Below are 18,476 nucleotides of genomic sequence, written 5' to 3'. Positions count from 1 at the left end.
ATATTTACTCAGCTATACAAAACCATTAACAACACTGATGTGTTTAACGCTGATATCGTCAATACTATCTCTGGCTTATTGCTTCTTAGTTAATGATTTTTCTGTCGCCTACGTTGCTAATAACTCGAATACACAGTTAGCCACCTTATATAAAGTCGCTGCGGTGTGGGGCTCCCATGAAGGCTCAATGTTGTTTTGGGTCGTCGCCATTGCAATTTGGGCAACTTTTATCATTAATCGTGCTCCAGCCACTGATCAATATTTCCATCAAAAGCTTGTAGCAGTCGCCGCATTACTCATATTAGGGTTTTGTCTTTTTCTACTGTTTACCTCTAGCCCCTTCACGCGACTATTACCCGGTATCCCAATTGAAGGCAGAGATCTCAACCCCATTCTGCAAGACATTGGGCTGGTAATTCATCCTCCACTACTTTTTCTCGGCTACGTTGGGCTAACTATCTGTTTCGCTGGTGCCGTTGCTGCATTGCTATCTGGTGGGTTAAGCCAACAATATGCTCGCTACCTTCAACCATGGGCCATTTTGGCTTGGGTCTTTTTAACCGGAGGTAATGCATTTGGCTCATGGTGGGCCTATAACGAACTTGGCTGGGGTGGTTGGTGGTTTTGGGACCCTGTAGAGAATGCCTCGTTTATCCCGTGGTTAGTTTCAACTGCAATGGTTCACTCCATATTACTCACTGCGAAACGAGGCATATTAGGTTCTTGTAGTATTTTCTTGGCCATTATGGCCTTTTCTTTAAGCCTACTCGGAAGCTTCTTAGTACGTTCTGGGGTGGTCCAATCGGTGCATGCCTTTGCGTCAGATCCCACCCGTGGCGTATCAATACTGATACTACTCATTGTATTTTCTGGCTCTGCGATGGCATTGTTTGCTCAGCGAACGTCAATAAAGGCTGCGCCAATGACATTTTCACTACTGTCTAAAGAAGGTCTAATACTATTCGGTAATATGTTACTGGTCATTGCTGCTATTTCGGTGCTACTGGGAACTTGCTACCCCCTCATTTTCGAGGTTATATCCGGACAAACTATCTCTGTAGGTGCCCCCTATTTCAACAGTATTTTTATCCCAATTGCTGCGCTTATATTTTTACTGATGGGCTTGGCACCACTGCAGAACTGGCAGCATAGCGCCAAGATGCGACCACCCCTAATATTAGCGGCTGTGTGTATGTTAATGGCACTAATTATCACCTTGGTAACTAGAGACACATTTAGTTTTTGGCTTCTACTCGGTTTGTTCTCCTCTCTATGGATTATAAGCGCTACAGGGCTTGCATTAGTTCAGAGAATTGCTTTTAAAGACGATGAGTTAGGCACTGGAAAAGACTCTTCATCATTGCGCTTTTACGCGATGTGTTTTGCTCATCTTGGCGTCGCTATATCAATTCTAGGGGTGACGTTAGTGTCTAACTTTGAGTCCGAAGAGCTACTCCGCATGGGGCCTGGTCAAGGTAAGACTCTGGCTGGCTACAGCTTTATTTATGATGAGACACAAGCCGTTGAACGTAACAGCTACACCGCCATTCAAGCTCAAATAAGAGTGCTGGATAACCAAAACCAGTTTGTGACTTACCTCTATCCGCAAAGGCAAACATTTAAAACCAATGGCATGGAGATGTCAGCGGCAGGAATACATAGCGGCTTCTTAGGTGACTTATATATTTCTATGGGGCAAAAACTGACGAATAAGCGCGGGCTCAATGACAATGAATACCTCATCAGGATCAGTTACAAACCGTTAGTAAGCTGGATATGGTTGGGCGCATTATTCATGATGCTTAGCGGGCTTGTCATTGTCTTGGCGACAAGCAAGAGCGTTGCGCCGATACCTTCGCTAACACTAAAGTACCGGGGGCACTCCAATGAATTGGCATAATGGCATTATGAATGGCGCACTCCGCTTTAAGCTGCTCACACAAAACGTACTATCTATTGTACTGATTTTATTATTACTGCTGTTTTGTGTCACAGCTACGGCCCAAGATACTCTAGCACCGACACATTATACTCATGAACAAAAAAGGGACATTGGCTTTCAAATCGCCCGCGAATTACGCTGTCCGATGGCGGTGAATCAAAATTTATTTGATTCACAAAGCAAAATAGCCAGTGAGCTTAAAGGACAGATATTTTTGATGTTGGACGAAGGGCAATCTAAAGCCGCCATTATTGATTTTATGGTACTACGCTACGGCGAAAAGATCCGCTACATGCCAACACTTAGCAGTCATACTTTTATACTCTGGTTTATACCAATAATTTTGGTTCTACTCGCCATAATAGGCCTATTTTTCTTCGTGCAGCCAACATTGAAGCCTCAAAAACTTACGCAGGACTCCCCCCATGACTAATTTTATTATTCGCCCACTCTGTAATGCTAAGCAGTTGATAGCGTCTTTCTTAGCTGTCGCAGCACTTAGTTTTACGCTAGTTGTTCCAGCACACGCATCACTCCCCACTCAAAAAGTTTACAACACGGGGCAGCCGATAGAAAAGCCGATGATCATGTCACGCTTTATAGAGATGAGTTCAGCAAGACAAGTCCCTAATGTTAGTTTTGTCGATACCGAAGGCGGCTCCATTAATTTAAAGCAGTTCGACGGCAAAGTGATACTGATGAGTCTATGGGCGACATGGTGCGCTCCCTGCTTAAAGGAGATCCCACAAATGGAAGCCATTAAACAGGCAAATATCAATAACAATTTAGTTGTACTGCCGGTTTCTATTGATGAAGAAAGCGATAAGGTCGCCGCTTTTTTAGCACGTCATGATCTTGGTTACTATCACACATGGCTTGACCCTGAAATGAACATCGATAACGTCATGCCAGCCGATGTTGTACCGGCCACTTATGTATTTGACGGTTCTGGTAACCTTATTGGATTTCTGCGTGGCTACCTCGACTGGAGTGATAAAGATGTCCAACCCTACCTAGAGAAACTCATCAGTAAATACGCAAAACGCTAAGTAGATATCCTCGCTATACTCTAGCGCAAAGCTAAATTATCGCGCTGCCCTTTTGATGATTATCAAAAGGGCTTTTTTCTGCTTAAAAATAAAACTTGTCATGCCACTTTAAAATCGATGTAAAGAGATAACGATAGATAGTTTAACGGAGCCTTTTATTACCGCTAGTATTGTTTTATGGTGATGTTCCGCTTAATGCCACAGACGAGTCAGCATATGGAAGTGTTTAAAATTAGTCGTATTACCGCTGCCGAAGGCATTTTCAAGATCTCTGGGGAAGTATCGACAAGCAAGTCGAGCGATACAGGTAAGCAGTCAGTTCGTATCACGGCCCTAGACATAATGAGTACCGACGGCTGGCAAGCATTGGATATCAGTGCAGACCCCGTGCAAACACTCATCCATAAGCTTAATCCTCTAATCCTTTGCCACCTAGAAGTAGAGGTCTAAAGTGATGATAAACATTAAACCTTCAAGCCTGTTTATTATTCTTATGTTGCTCATGTCGTCATTAACTGCCTGCAGCGTGCAACAAACTCAATCCGTTGCAGAGCCTTTTATCAGTGGTGCGGACAATGCTCGCGAGGCTAGAGAAGATCAAGAGGCACACAACATTAATGACCAACAGACAAGCAATAGAGATGTTGAAGTGGGTATTTTAAGTACCATCGTGGCATTTTTGTTTTCAGGCAGTGGGGGTTAACCCGTAAATCCAAGCTGCTAACATAACAAAATGCGCTTGAGTACGTTCAGCAGCACTACCAACCTTTCATTTTCAGGTCCATTTCTTTACTATGACGGCAATTTTTTAATATTAGCGCCAAGGGTATTACTTATGAAACTATCTGCTTTAGACCAGCCTCTCTACGATCATCTTTATGGTGATATTCACCAATTCCGTGCCACATTTGATCTACCTATTGAAGATGAATCAACGCTAGATGATAAAGCCGATACGTTGCACACTTCGCTGGCAATTGAAGAGTTAACTGAACTTGCTGAAGCTGATAGCCGCGTTGAACAAGCCGACGCTATTGTCGATTCAGTCTATGTATTGATGGGACGTCTAGTGCACTTAGGCGCTAAAAAAATATCTGACCATGTTGAAATAAGCTACGTGATTGACCTGCTTTTACATGTTGCTAAGAACCGTGAAATCGACTTTATCACTTGTTGGGATGAAGTACATTCAAGCAACATGAGTAAAGTCTGTCGCAATGAGCAAGAGCTGACAGAGACTATCGCTTTTTACGCTAAGCAAGGTGTAGAGATCGTTGGCAGTACCAAAGGCAATTTCATTATCGCTAAGTGCGCCAAAGACGTCGATATGGCGGGTAAAATTGTCCGCCAAGGCAAGGTGTTAAAATCGGTTTACTATCGCCCCGCGGACTTAGAAGCACTTGTAAAAAACTAGTCTTCTATCGACCTAGCCTCTTTATCAAAATCTTTAATTTAGTGACTAGGTCGGCAGGATCTCAAGCTGCTACCTAGTCGATGTTGTGCTAAACCGCAGCAGTCAACACCTGTTGTTGCTCACTCTCCTTCACCCGTAACTGTTGCGCTAAAGCTTCGGGATCGCTTACGACTAAGTAGAGCTGTTCAATTTTTTCAGGTAATTGCCCAAGTGCACCAAAGTATGTCTGTGGCTGGCTAAATTGAAGCTTTATATTGGCATTTACACCTCGACCAAAACACAGTAGCTCTTCTGCTGAGCCATTATTGTTCAACGCACTGCTCTTGTCCCACGTTCCAACTTCCAGCTCTGCTATCTCGGCAATGTTGACGGTTAAAAAGCCCCACATACTATTATTGATCACTAACTTATCTTGCTGAACATATAATGAGTAATGCTTTGATACTCTATAGTTAGCGGTCACAAACACCACACCATAAGCAATAATACTGGTGACGATGATCGCCACTAATTCACTCCATAGGCTTAACAACATGAAGCAGACTGTCGACATCGCCAATGTTCCCAGCAACATCAACAACCACATCCAAGTCTTGCCAGATAATAGCTCAATGGCGTTATCACTAGAGACATGCTGACGACTAAACCAAGGAATAGCGTAATACCAACTTGCCGGCTCTGATGCTAATACCAGTGCTAACGAGCGCTTCTTGTCGTCCTCATCTTGATACTTATCAACGATATGCACTCTAGGATCCCCCTTCATATTGCGGGCTTGCCATAATCCCTTAGCGATACTGGCCATTAAGTAGAGTTCTATCAGCAACAACACCGCAATAATCGGGTACCTAAACCACATGATAAATTCGAAATAGCTGGCCACTTCAGCAGGAAAACTCAATCGTGCCATTAAGCCACTAAGACTGAAGATAAGCAGTAGTTTCCACGCTTTTTGCTTACCTGCCTTAATAATCCAAACCCAATATAGAATCGGCAGCAGCACAAAATATACGGCGGCGATAACACCCAATATGGCTATCTCTGTGTCATTGCTCAGCGACTCGGGTAAAAGGTTAAACCCCAAAACGTAGCTAGCGATTGCGGTTAGCAAAAAACTCAGCCTTAACTTAACACTGCGACGCATACGGGCTCCTCGTTACAATTAATCAACATGATAGCCTACAAGTAAAACTCAGAGTTTAATAGTGCAATGACCTTCCACCAACCGGATTAATTGAAAGCTAATGTTAAACCTAAGTCACTATTAAATAGTTAAGCCTCAGCGTATGCTGACTGACCTGATTATCCAACGTATACAAGGTATTTAGTTACCTACTTTCCAGGATGAAATTTATGTCTCGCACTTTAACCTCTTTTCTCTCTTCGGCATTTTTATTATTCCCTTCATGGTTTTCACGATATGTACTCAGTGCCATTGGAGTCATTATTTACATCGCCAACAGTCACAACGCTATTGCTGCGCAGCAAACTGACGCCAGCCCCTTTAACATTCCTCGTACTCAAACGATTCAGCTCGATGATGCAGATAGGGCCTACGACCTCTTTATTAAATTGCCAAAAGGCTACAACTCAGACGCGAATCAACACAGCCACTACCCAGTGATCTATATTACCGATGCCATGTATGCTTTTCAGATAATCTCTGGTGCAACGCGATATCCAATGAACTCAAATGCGATGCAGCAGGCCATTTTAGTTGGTGTATCGTGGCAAAAGGGCCTTCGCGGTGATAAAAGCCGAGTTCGAAATTACACCCCTTCCGTTGATAAGAGCTGGAAAAAACAGACGGGAGGCGCTGATCGCTATGTCGCCTTTCTGCAGCAAAAAGTACTGCCTTATATACAACAACACTTTAGGACAGAACCGAGCCAACGCACTTATGTCGGTAACTCTTTAGGTGGGCTATTGGGTGCCTATATACTGCTAGAGCAGCCAGAAATGTTTAGCAACTACGTATTAGGTAGTCCATCATTTTGGTGGCATAAGCAGATGATTTTTAAGCTTACCCAACAGCGACAAGAAGCATTAAGCAAGATTAAGGCTAATGTCTTTATTGGCATTGGTGAGCTTGAGCATAATGGTAACGGAGGCTTTTCAAATTTTGACATGGTCGGTGATGCGCAGCAGTTTAAGGCCCTGCTCGACAGGACTAATAGCCTCATAAGTGTGAATAGAAGCAGCAATAAAGTGCCAAACAAGACGATAACTAGCAAGCTACTTATCATCAACGACGCCAGCCATGAAACCGCATTTCCTACCAGCGCAATACAGGGGATCTATTGGCTCTTTAATCTAAAAAATGGTGTGAGTTCTAAGTAGAGGCTTTAAACAGCCTCCACATCAAGCGCTTCAATCCTTAAAATGCAGGGTGTTTTTAATGTAATTAAATCATTTTTATATATAAAATCATGTTCATACCAATGTATGTACAAACGTAATTTCGCCTGGTCACCAAACTCATTAGTGTTATAAAAATTGCGATAGCAACGCGTATGCTGCAGATAGCCAGAGTGGTAAAGTTTCAGTATACGTTCGCCAATATGAATCTCTCTAAAGTCGACGCCATAAGCGGAATTGTGCGGAAAATGATAGCGTCCATAATGGTAGCTGCCATCGAGAACTTCAATATTTTGGCCTTTGTTCAATAACAAACTTAACTGCAAGGCATCCACGCGACTGGTTAGGCATAAGCCACTGATCACTACGCAGCTCAAGACCGCAAAAATCCACCGTATAGCCCCCTGAGGTTTAAATAAACATACCGATAGCCAGATAACTAAAATTGAAATGGCCACCATCAGTAATGCCAACTCGTAATCAGCCCACTGGCTAGCATCGAATGTCGTTACCCAATATGACATAACCTATCCTCCATACAAACAACTCCCTTTGCTTGTTACGATTACGTCGATGTAGCCAATTTCATAGGCCTTTATCCTGAAAAAACACTTATGACGACCCTAATCAGTCCTAAAGAGTTCATCGACTATCGGTAAGTATAGACAGGAATAGTGACCATCTAATGGCATTTACTTAGAAATGTATTGTAAGGAAGACAAAAGCCGCATATAAAAAAACGCCTCCATTAGAAGACGTTTATTTTGATGATGGTATCGCTACCCAACACGAGTAACCGTTGTGGACTTATAACACTAAATAATCTAATCCCAGTGCGACAAAAAGTGTCAGTCCAGCCCAGTTATTATTTAAAAATGCCTTGAAGCAAGCAGCTCGTTCTCGGCCATAAATCAATTTTTGCTGATAAAGCCCAAAACCAATAAACGCCAAAATACCTAAGCTAAAAATTTCACCTCGAGCGGCGATAACACCGGCGATAATAAAGCAGATGAGTGCAGCGACCTGAAAGGCAGCAATGATCTGTCGATCATATTGTCCGAATAAAATGGCCGTCGATTTAATGCCCACTTTTAAGTCGTCATCACGATCAACCATGGCATACATGGTGTCGTAGGCTACCGTCCAACACCAATTGGCCGCAAATAGCCACCATGCTTCAACGGGCACAGTGCCAGTTTGTGCAGCATAAGCCATCGGAATAGACCAACTCCACACGGTGCCCAAAAACATCTGTGGCATATTGGTGTAGCGTTTGGTAAAGGGGTAAAGAATGGTAAGAATAATACCGACGACAGAAAGTTTGACCACCAGCGGATTTAATAACAACACCAAGCCAAATGCAAAAAGTGCCATCGCCAGAAACAATAAAAGTGCTTCTTTACTGCTGATCTCGCCACTTGCTAATGGTCGAGACTGAGTCCGTTCCACGTGAGCATCGAGGTTTCTGTCAGCGTAATCGTTTATCACACAACCACAAGCGCGCATCACAACAACACCTATGACAAAAATAACCAAAACTTTTATGTCTGGCATCCCGCCTGCAGCAAGCATCAATGCCATTAAGCAGGGCCACAATAGCAGCAAGGTGCCAATAGGACGATCTAAGCGACTGAGCCGCATGTAGACATCCAATTTATCCCTAAAATTCATTTTATTAGGCTCTCCTAAAACGTCTTCAGCCTTTAATTCATACCCATCCTACCTGAAGATTCAGGATCCAGTGGGAATAGCGTTATTACACTTTTTCTAAGCGTGCATAAGCGATCACTAACCACTTACTGCCAACGTCTAAAAAGTTAACCTGAATTCGAGCTTGAGCACCGCTACCTTCGTAGTTAGTCACCGTGCCGGCGCCAAATTTAGGATGACTGACGTTTTGTCCAATTTTAAACCCTGACTCGTTAAACGAATCATCTTGCTTACTAAAGCGAGTACTGATCGCTGGCGCAGACACTTGTGTGCGCATGCGGATCTCTTGTACATATTGCTCAGGGATCTCTTTAACAAATCGAGACGGCCTAGCAAAGCTTTCTCGACCATAAATACGACGAGACTCGGCATAGGTAATATAGAGCTTTTGCATTGCACGGGTCATGCCCACATAACAGAGGCGTCGCTCTTCATCGAGTCGATCCCCTTCATCAATCGCCATTTGGCTAGGGAACAAGCCCTCTTCCACACCCGACATAAACACCATTGGGAATTCAAGACCTTTGGCAGAATGCAATGTCATTAACTGCACTGCATCGGTAAACTCATCAGCTTGCCCTTCACCCGCTTCAAGCGCCGCGTGAGATAAAAAGGCATTAAGCTCGCCCATATCTTCGAGCTCTTCTGGCATCACAAAGCTACGCGCTGCAGTCACTAACTCCTCTAAGTTCTCTACTCGAGCTCTGGCTTTTTCGCCTTTTTCAGTTTCATACATCAACTTAAGGCCAGACTCTTTGATCACATGATCTGTGCGTCGGTGTAATGACAAATCTTCAGTGTCGATTCTCAAAGCCACAATCAAATCCATAAAGCCACGCACTGCATTTGCAGCGCGGCCACTGAGCACTTTCTCTTCAAGTAAGCGCATACAAGTGTCCCACAAGGTGAGCTCTTGCTGGCGAGCGGTGGTGCGCATGATCTCTAATGTTCGACCACCGATACCGCGGGCAGGCGTGTTAACCACTCGCTCAAATGCAGCATCATCATTTTTATTATTGATGAGGCGCAGATACCCCATAGCGTCTTTAATCTCTTGGCGATCGAAGAATCGTAGGCCGCCATAAATACGGTAAGCGACCCCTTTATGCAGTAACGCTTCCTCAAGAACACGGGATTGGGCGTTAGAGCGGTATAAAATAGCGCAATCTTCTAACTTGCCCCCTTCATCTTGCCAGTCGCTAATACGGCCAACAATAAACCGCGCTTCGTCCATTTCATTAAAGGCACAATAAAGCCCTATTGGCTCACCGTCTTTATCGTCAGTCCACAGCTTTTTACCCATACGATCGGGGTTGTTAGCAATAAGCTCATTGGACGCTTTAAGGATATTACCGGTAGAGCGATAGTTCTGCTCTAGACGAATAGTTTGTGCTGCTGGGAAATCGCCTAAAAACTTATGCAAATTCTCAACTTGAGCACCACGCCAACCATAAATGGATTGGTCATCATCACCCACTATCATCACATTTGCGGTTGACCCCGCGAGTACCCGGATCCATGCATATTGAATGGCGTTAGTATCTTGAAACTCATCCACCAAAATATGTTTGAATCGGTCTTGATAGTGGTCAAGAATATGCGGTTTGTTAAGCCAAAGCTCGTGAGCTCGCAATAAGATCTCAGCAAAATCTACCAAGCCAGCACGATCGCAAGAATCTTGATAAACCTGATAAATTTTAAGTAGGTTTTGCTCTATCGGAAAGCCGCCCGCATCGATGTGGGCCGGCCTTAGTCCCAGATCTTTTTTGCCGTTGATATAACCTTGAGCTTGTCTTGGGGGATATTGTTTCTCATCCAAGTGAAGACTTTTTAGAATACGTTTGATTAGCCGCAGTTGATCGTCAGAATCTAAAATTTGGAAACTCTGCGGTAAATTGGCGTCTTTATAATGTGTACGCAGTAGGCGGTGGGCTAACCCGTGGAATGTACCAATCCACATGCGGCTCATATTACCGCCAGCCACTTTTTCTACTCGTTCACGCATCTCCTTGGCTGCCTTGTTGGTAAAGGTCACCGCTAAAATTGCATAAGGGCTTTGCTGTTCAACCTGCATTAACCAAGCGATTCTGTGTGTTAACACACGAGTTTTACCGCTACCGGCGCCAGCCAAAACTAACATACTGGATTGCGGAGCGCCTACGGCATCACGCTGCTTGTCATTTAGGCCGTCGAGTAAAGAAGATACGTCCATTATTGCCTCCAAAAAATCAAGCTGGCAGTATAACAGAACCTCGATCCCATTAACGAGTGAAAGCTTAGACGTGTCATCGAGATGGTAAATAAAACCAGACTTAATCCTGGTCATCTCAACGCGGTAGTATTATACCAATTGCATTAAGTATTTGACCCATTCAGAGCGCCTCAGACTTTTCAATTCAAGGCGCATTAGTGAAGAAATGGTTATTCCCTTTTGAGCCAATGCAAAGCAGAAGTGGAAAGTCTGAGTAGCTCACGTAGTGCGGCCGACGTTTAAAGCAAATGGCAAAGCCCTTTAAGCTTCGTTGTGGGCTTTGGATATACGACTAAATGGTCTATTTTGTTTCATACAACATAAGACATTCCCACCCTCCTTGACGGTCAGATTCAGGAGGTACGAGTCCACGGATGGACGAAGGTAGAATAATGCAGGAGCAATTATCAAGAGTCATGCATGGAGCAATTACCGAGGATGCCAGAGCCGAGAATAACTATTAGCTTCAATCCCCCATCTTACCTACAGGGCTTTGAATTCCCGCTGAATGATCAAACTTTTAATGCAATTGATATTAGGCCCTTTCAGCAGCCACTATCGATATTTCCACCAATAAGGCTTCGCGTGCCATTTTAGCGGCGACACAAGCGCGAGCTGGCGCTTGGCCTGCCGGCACCCAAGCATCCCAAACCGCATTCATTTCGGCAAAGTACTGCATGTCTTTAACGTAAATGGTCGCTGACAAGATATGTTCTTTGTCACTACCCGCTTGCGCTAACAATGCATCCACTTTATCTAACATTGAGCTGGTTTGCTCCGTGATCCCTTGCTCAGCATCCTTACAGACCTGACCACATAGATAAATAGTACCGTTATGCTTAACAATTCGGCTCATGCGACTACCGGTTTCAATTCTTTCAATACTCATATTCAGCTCAACTCCAGTTAAATAGCTTATGTTCAAATCATCGACAATATTCTAGCGAACTAATGTAAATTTACTAGTAAAAAACACTTGTTTTTCATATAGATATTTCATTGAACAATTGCTTATTTCCTGTTTCATTAATTCGATCCTATACTTAACCGAGTAAGACAAGTGATCACGGACTGATTTCTTATATTTTAAAGGACTAAAATGACCTCTGCAGCTAACGCTAATAATACTTCCCTCACGCTCATGCTGACTCACTTAATTCGGTGTTTAGTTGTGCTTGGTGATATTCAAAATACTTTATTAACTCCCTCCCCCCAAAAGCCTCCCCTCCAAGGCATTTTAGGTTGGTTTGGTGATCGCGTTGATTTCCTCAATATTCAGCAGCTCTTAAAAAAGCGGCGGTAAAACTCCAGCATTCTCCTTGATTATCTTTCAAGCAAAATGCCGTTTTTACAACTCAAGTTAGGAAGTGCGTATGCTAACAATGAAACAAAACACACTAAAACCTTGGCAGGTAGCCTTATTGGTCACCACCGTAATGTCACTCTGTTTGGCTGTTCTTATCTTTCTCACTAGGCCAACACAAGATCAGACTCTTTTATTTACGGTGACGCTATTCAGCCTCGCTAACATCTCAATACTCAGCGTGAGTTTATTTCAGTTATCGGCAATCACTCCACGAATACGCCATCTGACTCGTTGTGTGCAACGTTGGTCAAATGGGGATCTGAATACTCGAAATAAGATGGGTGAACGTGGCGAATTAGGAGAGTTAGAAGCCGAACTCAACCACATGTTTAGCCGCTTACAAGAGAGTTCCGCACAAGCAGAAGAAAATCAAAAATCCATACTCAGTAAAAATTATCTTCTCTCTGCCATTTTAAATTCAGCCGCTGCGGCTATTTATGGCGTCGATGAGAATGGTCGTTGTATATTTGCCAATCCTCAATGCGTAAAGCTACTGGGTTATCGCAGTGAAGAGCAGTTAATAGCCTGCAATATGCGCAGCCTAGTTCATCAAAACCCTGATGATGAGCGAGTAATAATGAGTTCAATTTCAGAACAAGATAATCGTGATATCCACCTAAAAGAAGACCACTTTTGGCGAGCCGATGGCAGTAGCTTTCCCGTCGAATACTGGTCTCACCCAATGACGTTTAACAACGACAAGATGGGTGCGGTCATCTCCTTCCATGACAATAGTGAACGCCTAGAAGCCGAAGCCTTAATTCGCCATCAAGCACATTATGACGCGTTAACCGACCTGCCCAACCGATTCCTCGCCCTTAAACGTTTAGAGCAATTGGTAGAATCAACGGAACACAGCGGAAAGATGCTAGCAGTTATTTTTCTTGATTTAGATGATTTCAAAAAAATTAATGATTCATTAGGCCATGAGGCGGGCGATCAATTACTTATTACTGCCGCCGAACGATTGACGAAAGCAACACGAAAAGAAGATACCGTTGGCCGTTTAGGTGGAGACGAATTCATTATTTTACTCGATGGGCTATCCAGTGCAGATGACGCTCAGCCTCTAGCCGAAAATCTGATTGGCGGCTTTCGAAAGCCTTTCTATATCGGTAATCGTCAACTTATTCTGACTGCCAGTATCGGCATTGCTATCTACCCAAATGATGGCGAAACGCCATCAGAGCTGCTCAGAAATGCAGATTCTGCGATGTACCATACCAAGAGTATTGGTCGTAATACATATTCATACTTCACTCATGCGATGAACAAAGAGGTTTCTCGTCGATTAGCCATTGAGGAGCAGATCCACGGTGCACTAGAACGAGGAGAACTGCAGGTTCATTACCAAATTCAGCTCGACATCAGAGACGGCAGCATCATGGGTGCAGAGGCCTTGCTCAGATGGGACAACCCGGTTCTGGGCAGCGTATCTCCCGCCGAATTCATCCCGATTGCCGAACAAACGGGGGTCATAGAACCGATGGGAGAGTTTATTCTTCATCGCGCCTTGAGGGCAGCGCAAACATGGCAGAAAACCTTTAATGACCATTTCAGGATCGCGATTAATCTGTCACCCAGACAGTTTAGAAATCCAAACTTGGTGCAGATCATTACTGATAGTGTAAACCAGCTAGGTATGCGCCCTGAAGACTTAGAGCTGGAGATCACTGAAGGGGTGTTGTTAAGTGGTCATGCTTATACCCTTGATGCATTAATGGCACTAAGCAAAGCCGGTTTTTGTATCTCTATGGATGATTTTGGTACTGGCTACTCTTCACTCAGCTATCTGCGTACGTATCCATTCCAAATCCTCAAAATTGATCGTAGCTTTATCAAAGATATGAACACTGATGACACTAGCAAAGAGTTAATTATTGCGACTATAGAGATGGCGCACGCGCTTGGGATCAGAGTGATTGCCGAAGGTGTAGAAACTCAAGAACAACTCGACGAGTTGAGCTTTATGATGTGCGATTATGCTCAAGGATTTTTAATCAGTAAGCCCGTGGTGTTTGATGATTTACTGAAGATAGGCGAACATTATAAAAGGAGTGCTCAAATTGAGTTTAAACCCCATATCGAAAGAGTAGAAGATAAACCCATTAAAACTTACGGCTAATCACTATTCCGTTAAATTCTATGCAATCAACTACTCTCGTTCTCTGTACTACAGAAAGCGAAGAGATGGGCATGAATTCATATTCTGAATGTTCATCACTCAATTTTATTTCATCAAATTCATTCATCTCACATTTAAACAGAAAAGCTTGGGAATTATAGGCACTGTGATAATAAACCCCCGTCAAACAACTAATGTTGACGGTGAACCCTAGCTCCTCATGACATTCTCGAATAAGCGCTTGATGAATTGTCTCTGCGGGCTCTAACGCCCCACCAGGCAAGCCCCATGACAGTGTTCCATACGTTGCCTTTAGCAATAAGACTTCAGCCTCATGAGGGCCTTGTCGTAATATAACAGCGTGGCAACTTAGCCTGAACTTATCTTCAAAAGCCATACAATCTACCCGATTTTAAAGGTGTGTTGACCGCCATTTTACTCCGAGCAAAGACAGATATAGATATAGATATAGACGCTAAGCTCAACTTACGGCGTGACATGCTATCCCCATGGCATTAAATATTTAGCCATCTACATTTGGCCCACTCAATTAAGCGTAAATATCAGACAAAAAAATGCTAGATTCCATTGGGAAAACTAGCATCTTTAGTGGATTGCTTAAAGCTTGAATAAACGAAAATTATTAGTTTTCCGTCTTCGACTCCTCTAAGCCTATACTGTTCATCCAGTGATCAAAATCCATCAGATTACCTGGTAAAACAACCTTACTCTTACTAGAGCTAAGCCCATCCATCTGCTTTAGGTATTGTGCCCCTAGCTGCATCCGCACCACATTCTTACCACCGGGAGCAGAGATTACCGCCGCCATGCGTTCAATCGATTCGGCTGTAGCGCGGGCAATAGTTAGGATCTCTTCACCTTTACCTTCCGCTTCATTGATCCGGCGCTGCATCTCACCTTCTGAGTGGTTAATTGTCTCGGCCTTTACACCTTCAGAGCGATTAATCTTACTTTGCTTATCACCTTCACTCTTTGCTAGCAGTGCACGCTTCTCACGTTCGGCATTAACCTGCATCTCCATCGCATTTTTTACTGTTTCAGGCGGAGTGATGTTTTTAATTTCGTAACGGTGAACACGGATCCCCCACATGGCACCCGCCTGATCAAGCACCTCAACCACTTTGGCGCTAATCACATCGCGCTCTTCAAATGTACGGTCAAGATCAAGCGTACCAATCACCGAGCGAGTCGTGGTTTGTGCCAACTGAATTGCCGCAAATCGATAATCTACTACGCCATAACTCGCCTTTACCGGATCGATAACCGAAATATAGATAACACCATCGACTTCAACATTGACCTCATCACATGAAAAACACTCCTGCGGTGGAACATCAATAGTTTCTTCTTTAAGGTCATGGATGTAAGACACTTTATCAACAAACGGCACCAATGCATGGAAACCTGCATCTAGCGTCAAATGATATTTGCCGAGGCGTTCGACAATGTAAGCTGATTTAGTTGGCACCAATCGAATAGATTGAAATAACTTAATCACGAAGACCGCAAAAATAAGTCCCCAAATTGCCATAACAATCAAATCAGTATTAATTCCAGCAATCATTAGCGTGCTCCTTTTACTGAATTGGCAGACACGGCATGAGTCACTTGCTCCATACCTTCGAAAAACCCTTCTAGCTTAGCCAATTCCGCTGGTACAATTGAGACATCGGCCTCATGCAACACCTTGCCAATTTGGTTGATGAACTGTTCTTTCAACTGCATATTCATCGCTTCATTACCGCCATCTAGTGCTAGTGCAGCCGAAACAAGTTCCATCCCTTCTGTTTTCGCTTTAGCAATAATAGTGATCTCTTGCCCCATGCCTTTTGCTTCGTTAATACGACGCTGTTTTTCACCTTCTGAGAAATTAATCGCCTCCTGACGCTCACCTTGAGATAGGTTTATCATCGCGGCCTTTTCGGCGTTAGCCAAAGTGATTTCAGCGCGCTTACGACGCTCAGCCTCCATCTGTTTTTCTAGCGTATGGATCACTTTTCGAGACGGAGTGATATTCTTAATTTCATAACGAAGTACTTTTATCCCCCAAGGGTCAGAGGCTTTATCAATTTCGCGTACAATAGATTCGTTAAGACTATCTCGCTCTGAGAATGTCTGGCTTAAGCTCAATTTACCGATTTCAGATCGCATTGTGGTTTGCGCTAAATTGACCGCAGCACGGCGATAATCCTCAATGCCGTAGCTAGCAAGCTTACCGTCCATCACTTTTAGGTAGACCAGACCATCAACTTCAAGCTGAGTATTATCTTTTGAGATACAGCTTTGCGGCGGTACATCGAGTACCTGCTCGCGGATCTCATGTTTATAAGCAACGCGGTCAAAAAATGGGATTAAAAAATGAAAACCCGGCTGTAATACAGCACGGAATTTACCTAAGCGCTCAATAACATTGACTTCGCGCATAGGGACAATGAGTAACAACTTATAAAGAATGAAAAAAACAAACAAAACAAACAGTGTAAATATAAACATGTATAGATCCCTTCCTTAATATTGACAGTGTAACGACTAATTTATTTCGCTAAATCTTCATTTTTGTCTGCTAGAGGTTCGACGACTAACGCGATATTGTCTCTACAGATCACCCGAACTTGAGAACCAGCAACAATTTCACTGCCATCTCCCAATGCGGGCCATTCACTTCCTTGAAATTCAATACGGCCCGTTTTCTGTGCTGGCCCAATGGTCTGCTTAACGGTAGCAAGTTGATTGTAGAGATCGAGTTCTTCATCTGTATTATCGACATGTGCATCGCCACCCACAAGCTTTTGCGTGACTTGTCTAAACAGCAGCATAAACACCATAGATGTAATGAACCAAAGTGTAAGACTTTGAACAATACCTTCAACCAACCCAGTCGCTAATCCTCCAGCAACCACTAAACACGCTGCACCTAGGAGAATAACAATACCACCGGGTAAAATAATCTCCGCTAACATCAGAAATAAGCCTATACAGGCCCAGATCAAAATAGGATTTGATAACTCCATATTTCCCCCTGAAATGAAAGAGTCCTTATATCGACTATATCAGCTGTCTGTTTTTATTGCGACATAATATGTCACCATCATTAACAGAGAGATTCAGTATAGGCGATGATAATTTGTAACTTCAACGCTTGAGTGTAACAGTAAACACTTGAATAAAAACATGTTAATATGGAACGTCAGCGCGATTGCGTTACACCATCGCCCAACACAACTTTAAGCACCATAGGCTTTTACAGCAAAATATTTACAATCTAGTGCAAGAAAGCGTAACAAACCCTTTGAACATTACTAACTTTCAGCCTATATTCCTCGCCATTGAAACGACTAAATAACGCGCGTTTCAACTTAGCTTTTGCCCTTATATATTGAATACACCATAGAGTGTAAATATTGCATACATAATAAGCAGCGTTAGCTGCATTAAAAAAAGGTTTTAAGATGAACAAGAAATGGCTATGCCTAGCGCTATTAGTGAGTCCAACTGCAATGGCTGACAGCATGATTAACTGGTGGGACGCGAGTGTAACCGCGCTTTACGGTGATAATTATGATTTAGCACCCTCTGAGTCACAAACAACATTTACCTTTGAGACCGCGGGTGACTGGAAGTATGGTGACTGGTTTGCTTTCCAAGATGTTATCTACTTTAACGGCTCAAATGCTGGCAAAGACAGCACCACCTATGGCGAGATATCTACGCGCTTGAGTGCGAGCAAGATTCTAGGTAAAAAAGTGGCAATGGGCCCGATTACCGACCTATCTGCTGCATTTACCTTCGAAGAGGGTGAAGGCCCAGTAAAGAGCTTTTTATATGGTGTTGGTATGGATCTTAATGTTCCCTACTTTAGTTATTTCCAACTCAATACTTATCGCAGACATGCCACGGGTAGTGGCAATATTAGTGATGGCTGGCAGTTAACCCCAGTATTTAGAATGGACTTCCCCGTCGGTGACTCTAATATCGTATTTGATGGTTTCTTTGACTGGGTGTTTGCCACAGATGAAGATGCATATGAGACTAACTTCCACTTCAACCCACAGCTAAAGTATGATCTGGGCGCCGTTGTTCTCGGTGAACATAAGAAGAATAAGCTGTTTGTCGGTATCGAATATGATTACTGGAAAAACAAGTATGGCGTTGATGGTATCGATCAGAACACTTACTCTGTGATCGCTAAGTACCACTTCTAAGCAAGCTTTAACGCCAGTTCATGGCATAAAAAAAAGGC

The 18,476-nt window shown here is 43.4% G+C and carries 19 protein-coding genes; 10 read left to right on the top strand and 9 right to left on the bottom strand.

What is annotated here, in order from left to right; all coding sequences use genetic code 11:
- From CXF82_RS13545 to CXF82_RS13520, 6 genes are all read left to right on the top strand, one after another.
- The coding region (locus tag CXF82_RS13545; RefSeq protein WP_102044344.1) for a heme lyase CcmF/NrfE family subunit at window positions 1-1,900 on the top strand (1,900 nt) is incomplete at its 5' end.
- Entirely contained in the window at window positions 1,887-2,375 is a 489-nt protein-coding gene (locus CXF82_RS13540; protein WP_257982788.1) for a cytochrome c-type biogenesis protein, read from the top strand. The genes CXF82_RS13545 and CXF82_RS13540, both read left to right, overlap by 14 nt.
- The gene (locus CXF82_RS13535) at window positions 2,368-2,991 is read left to right on the top strand and encodes a TlpA family protein disulfide reductase (RefSeq protein ID WP_102039155.1); all 624 of its coding nucleotides are present in this window, start codon (window positions 2,368-2,370) and stop codon (window positions 2,989-2,991) included. Before CXF82_RS13540 ends, CXF82_RS13535 begins: the two co-directional genes overlap by 8 nt.
- Window positions 2,992-3,207: 216 nt before the next feature.
- The gene (locus CXF82_RS13530; protein ID WP_145991691.1) at window positions 3,208-3,441 is read left to right on the top strand and encodes a hypothetical protein; all 234 of its coding nucleotides are present in this window, start codon (window positions 3,208-3,210) and stop codon (window positions 3,439-3,441) included.
- A gap of 4 nt (window positions 3,442-3,445) precedes the next feature.
- The gene (locus CXF82_RS13525) at window positions 3,446-3,694 is read left to right on the top strand and encodes a hypothetical protein (protein WP_145991690.1); all 249 of its coding nucleotides are present in this window, start codon (window positions 3,446-3,448) and stop codon (window positions 3,692-3,694) included.
- A 132-nt stretch (window positions 3,695-3,826) separates the two neighbouring features.
- Window positions 3,827-4,405, top strand: coding sequence for a nucleoside triphosphate pyrophosphohydrolase family protein (locus CXF82_RS13520; RefSeq protein WP_101090323.1), 579 nt, complete (start codon window positions 3,827-3,829; stop codon window positions 4,403-4,405).
- An 88-nt stretch (window positions 4,406-4,493) separates the two neighbouring features.
- Here the strand turns inward: CXF82_RS13520 and CXF82_RS13515 are convergent, their stop codons facing one another.
- Window positions 4,494-5,549: a hypothetical protein gene (locus CXF82_RS13515; protein WP_101090324.1), complete on the bottom strand. Its 1,056-nt coding sequence runs from the start codon at window positions 5,547-5,549 to the stop codon at window positions 4,494-4,496.
- Between the two features lie 209 nt (window positions 5,550-5,758).
- Here CXF82_RS13515 and CXF82_RS13510 point away from each other — a divergent pair, with 209 nt between their 5' ends.
- The gene (locus tag CXF82_RS13510; protein ID WP_102044340.1) at window positions 5,759-6,745 is read left to right on the top strand and encodes an alpha/beta hydrolase; all 987 of its coding nucleotides are present in this window, start codon (window positions 5,759-5,761) and stop codon (window positions 6,743-6,745) included.
- 5 nt (window positions 6,746-6,750) lie between these two features.
- Here the strand turns inward: CXF82_RS13510 and CXF82_RS13505 are convergent, their stop codons facing one another.
- From CXF82_RS13505 to CXF82_RS13490, 4 genes are all read right to left on the bottom strand, one after another.
- Window positions 6,751-7,287 carry a hypothetical protein gene (locus tag CXF82_RS13505; protein ID WP_101090326.1) on the bottom strand — a complete coding sequence of 179 codons (537 nt, stop codon included), beginning with the start codon at window positions 7,285-7,287 and terminating at the stop codon, window positions 6,751-6,753.
- Between the two features lie 283 nt (window positions 7,288-7,570).
- Window positions 7,571-8,434 carry a 4-hydroxybenzoate octaprenyltransferase gene (gene ubiA / locus CXF82_RS13500; RefSeq protein ID WP_101090327.1) on the bottom strand — a complete coding sequence of 288 codons (864 nt, stop codon included), beginning with the start codon at window positions 8,432-8,434 and terminating at the stop codon, window positions 7,571-7,573.
- 85 nt (window positions 8,435-8,519) lie between these two features.
- Window positions 8,520-10,685, bottom strand: coding sequence for a DNA helicase II (gene uvrD, locus CXF82_RS13495; protein WP_101090328.1), 2,166 nt, complete (start codon window positions 10,683-10,685; stop codon window positions 8,520-8,522).
- A 574-nt stretch (window positions 10,686-11,259) separates the two neighbouring features.
- Window positions 11,260-11,613, bottom strand: a complete 354-nt coding sequence (locus tag CXF82_RS13490; protein WP_101090329.1) for a RidA family protein — start codon at window positions 11,611-11,613, stop codon at window positions 11,260-11,262.
- Window positions 11,614-11,823: 210 nt separating this feature from the next.
- Here CXF82_RS13490 and CXF82_RS13485 point away from each other — a divergent pair, with 210 nt between their 5' ends.
- Together CXF82_RS13485 and CXF82_RS13480 are read left to right on the top strand one after the other, a co-directional pair.
- Window positions 11,824-12,027, top strand: coding sequence for a hypothetical protein (locus CXF82_RS13485; protein WP_101090330.1), 204 nt, complete (start codon window positions 11,824-11,826; stop codon window positions 12,025-12,027).
- 70 nt (window positions 12,028-12,097) lie between these two features.
- Complete coding sequence (locus CXF82_RS13480; protein ID WP_257982787.1) at window positions 12,098-14,215, top strand: putative bifunctional diguanylate cyclase/phosphodiesterase; 2,118 nt, start codon at window positions 12,098-12,100, stop codon at window positions 14,213-14,215.
- Here the strand turns inward: CXF82_RS13480 and CXF82_RS13475 are convergent.
- From CXF82_RS13475 to CXF82_RS13460, 4 genes are all read right to left on the bottom strand, one after another.
- A complete protein-coding gene (locus tag CXF82_RS13475) occupies window positions 14,199-14,612 on the bottom strand; it encodes an NUDIX hydrolase (RefSeq protein ID WP_102044339.1) in 414 nt (137 codons plus the stop codon). The two genes, CXF82_RS13480 and CXF82_RS13475, sit on opposite strands and share 17 nt — an antisense overlap.
- Before the next feature lie 246 nt (window positions 14,613-14,858).
- On the bottom strand, window positions 14,859-15,800 hold the full coding sequence (locus CXF82_RS13470) for an SPFH domain-containing protein (RefSeq protein ID WP_101090332.1): 942 nt from the start codon (window positions 15,798-15,800) through the stop codon (window positions 14,859-14,861).
- Window positions 15,800-16,729 carry an SPFH domain-containing protein gene (locus CXF82_RS13465; protein WP_101090333.1) on the bottom strand — a complete coding sequence of 310 codons (930 nt, stop codon included), beginning with the start codon at window positions 16,727-16,729 and terminating at the stop codon, window positions 15,800-15,802. The genes CXF82_RS13470 and CXF82_RS13465 overlap by 1 nt, the downstream gene beginning before the upstream one ends.
- A 41-nt stretch (window positions 16,730-16,770) precedes the next feature.
- Entirely contained in the window at window positions 16,771-17,247 is a 477-nt protein-coding gene (locus tag CXF82_RS13460) for an NfeD family protein (RefSeq protein ID WP_101090334.1), read from the bottom strand.
- Between the two features lie 438 nt (window positions 17,248-17,685).
- Between CXF82_RS13460 and CXF82_RS13455 the strand changes: the two genes are divergently transcribed.
- A complete protein-coding gene (locus tag CXF82_RS13455) occupies window positions 17,686-18,438 on the top strand; it encodes an outer membrane protein OmpK (RefSeq protein WP_102039151.1) in 753 nt (250 codons plus the stop codon).
- The last annotated feature ends 38 nt before the right edge of the window (window positions 18,439-18,476 follow it).

It is taken from the genome of Shewanella sp. GutDb-MelDb (genome assembly GCF_002836075.1).
Taxonomy (GTDB): domain Bacteria; phylum Pseudomonadota; class Gammaproteobacteria; order Enterobacterales; family Shewanellaceae; genus Shewanella.
Note: the sequence above shows the minus strand (reverse complement) of the source record. Positions and strands in the feature narration are given on the sequence as shown.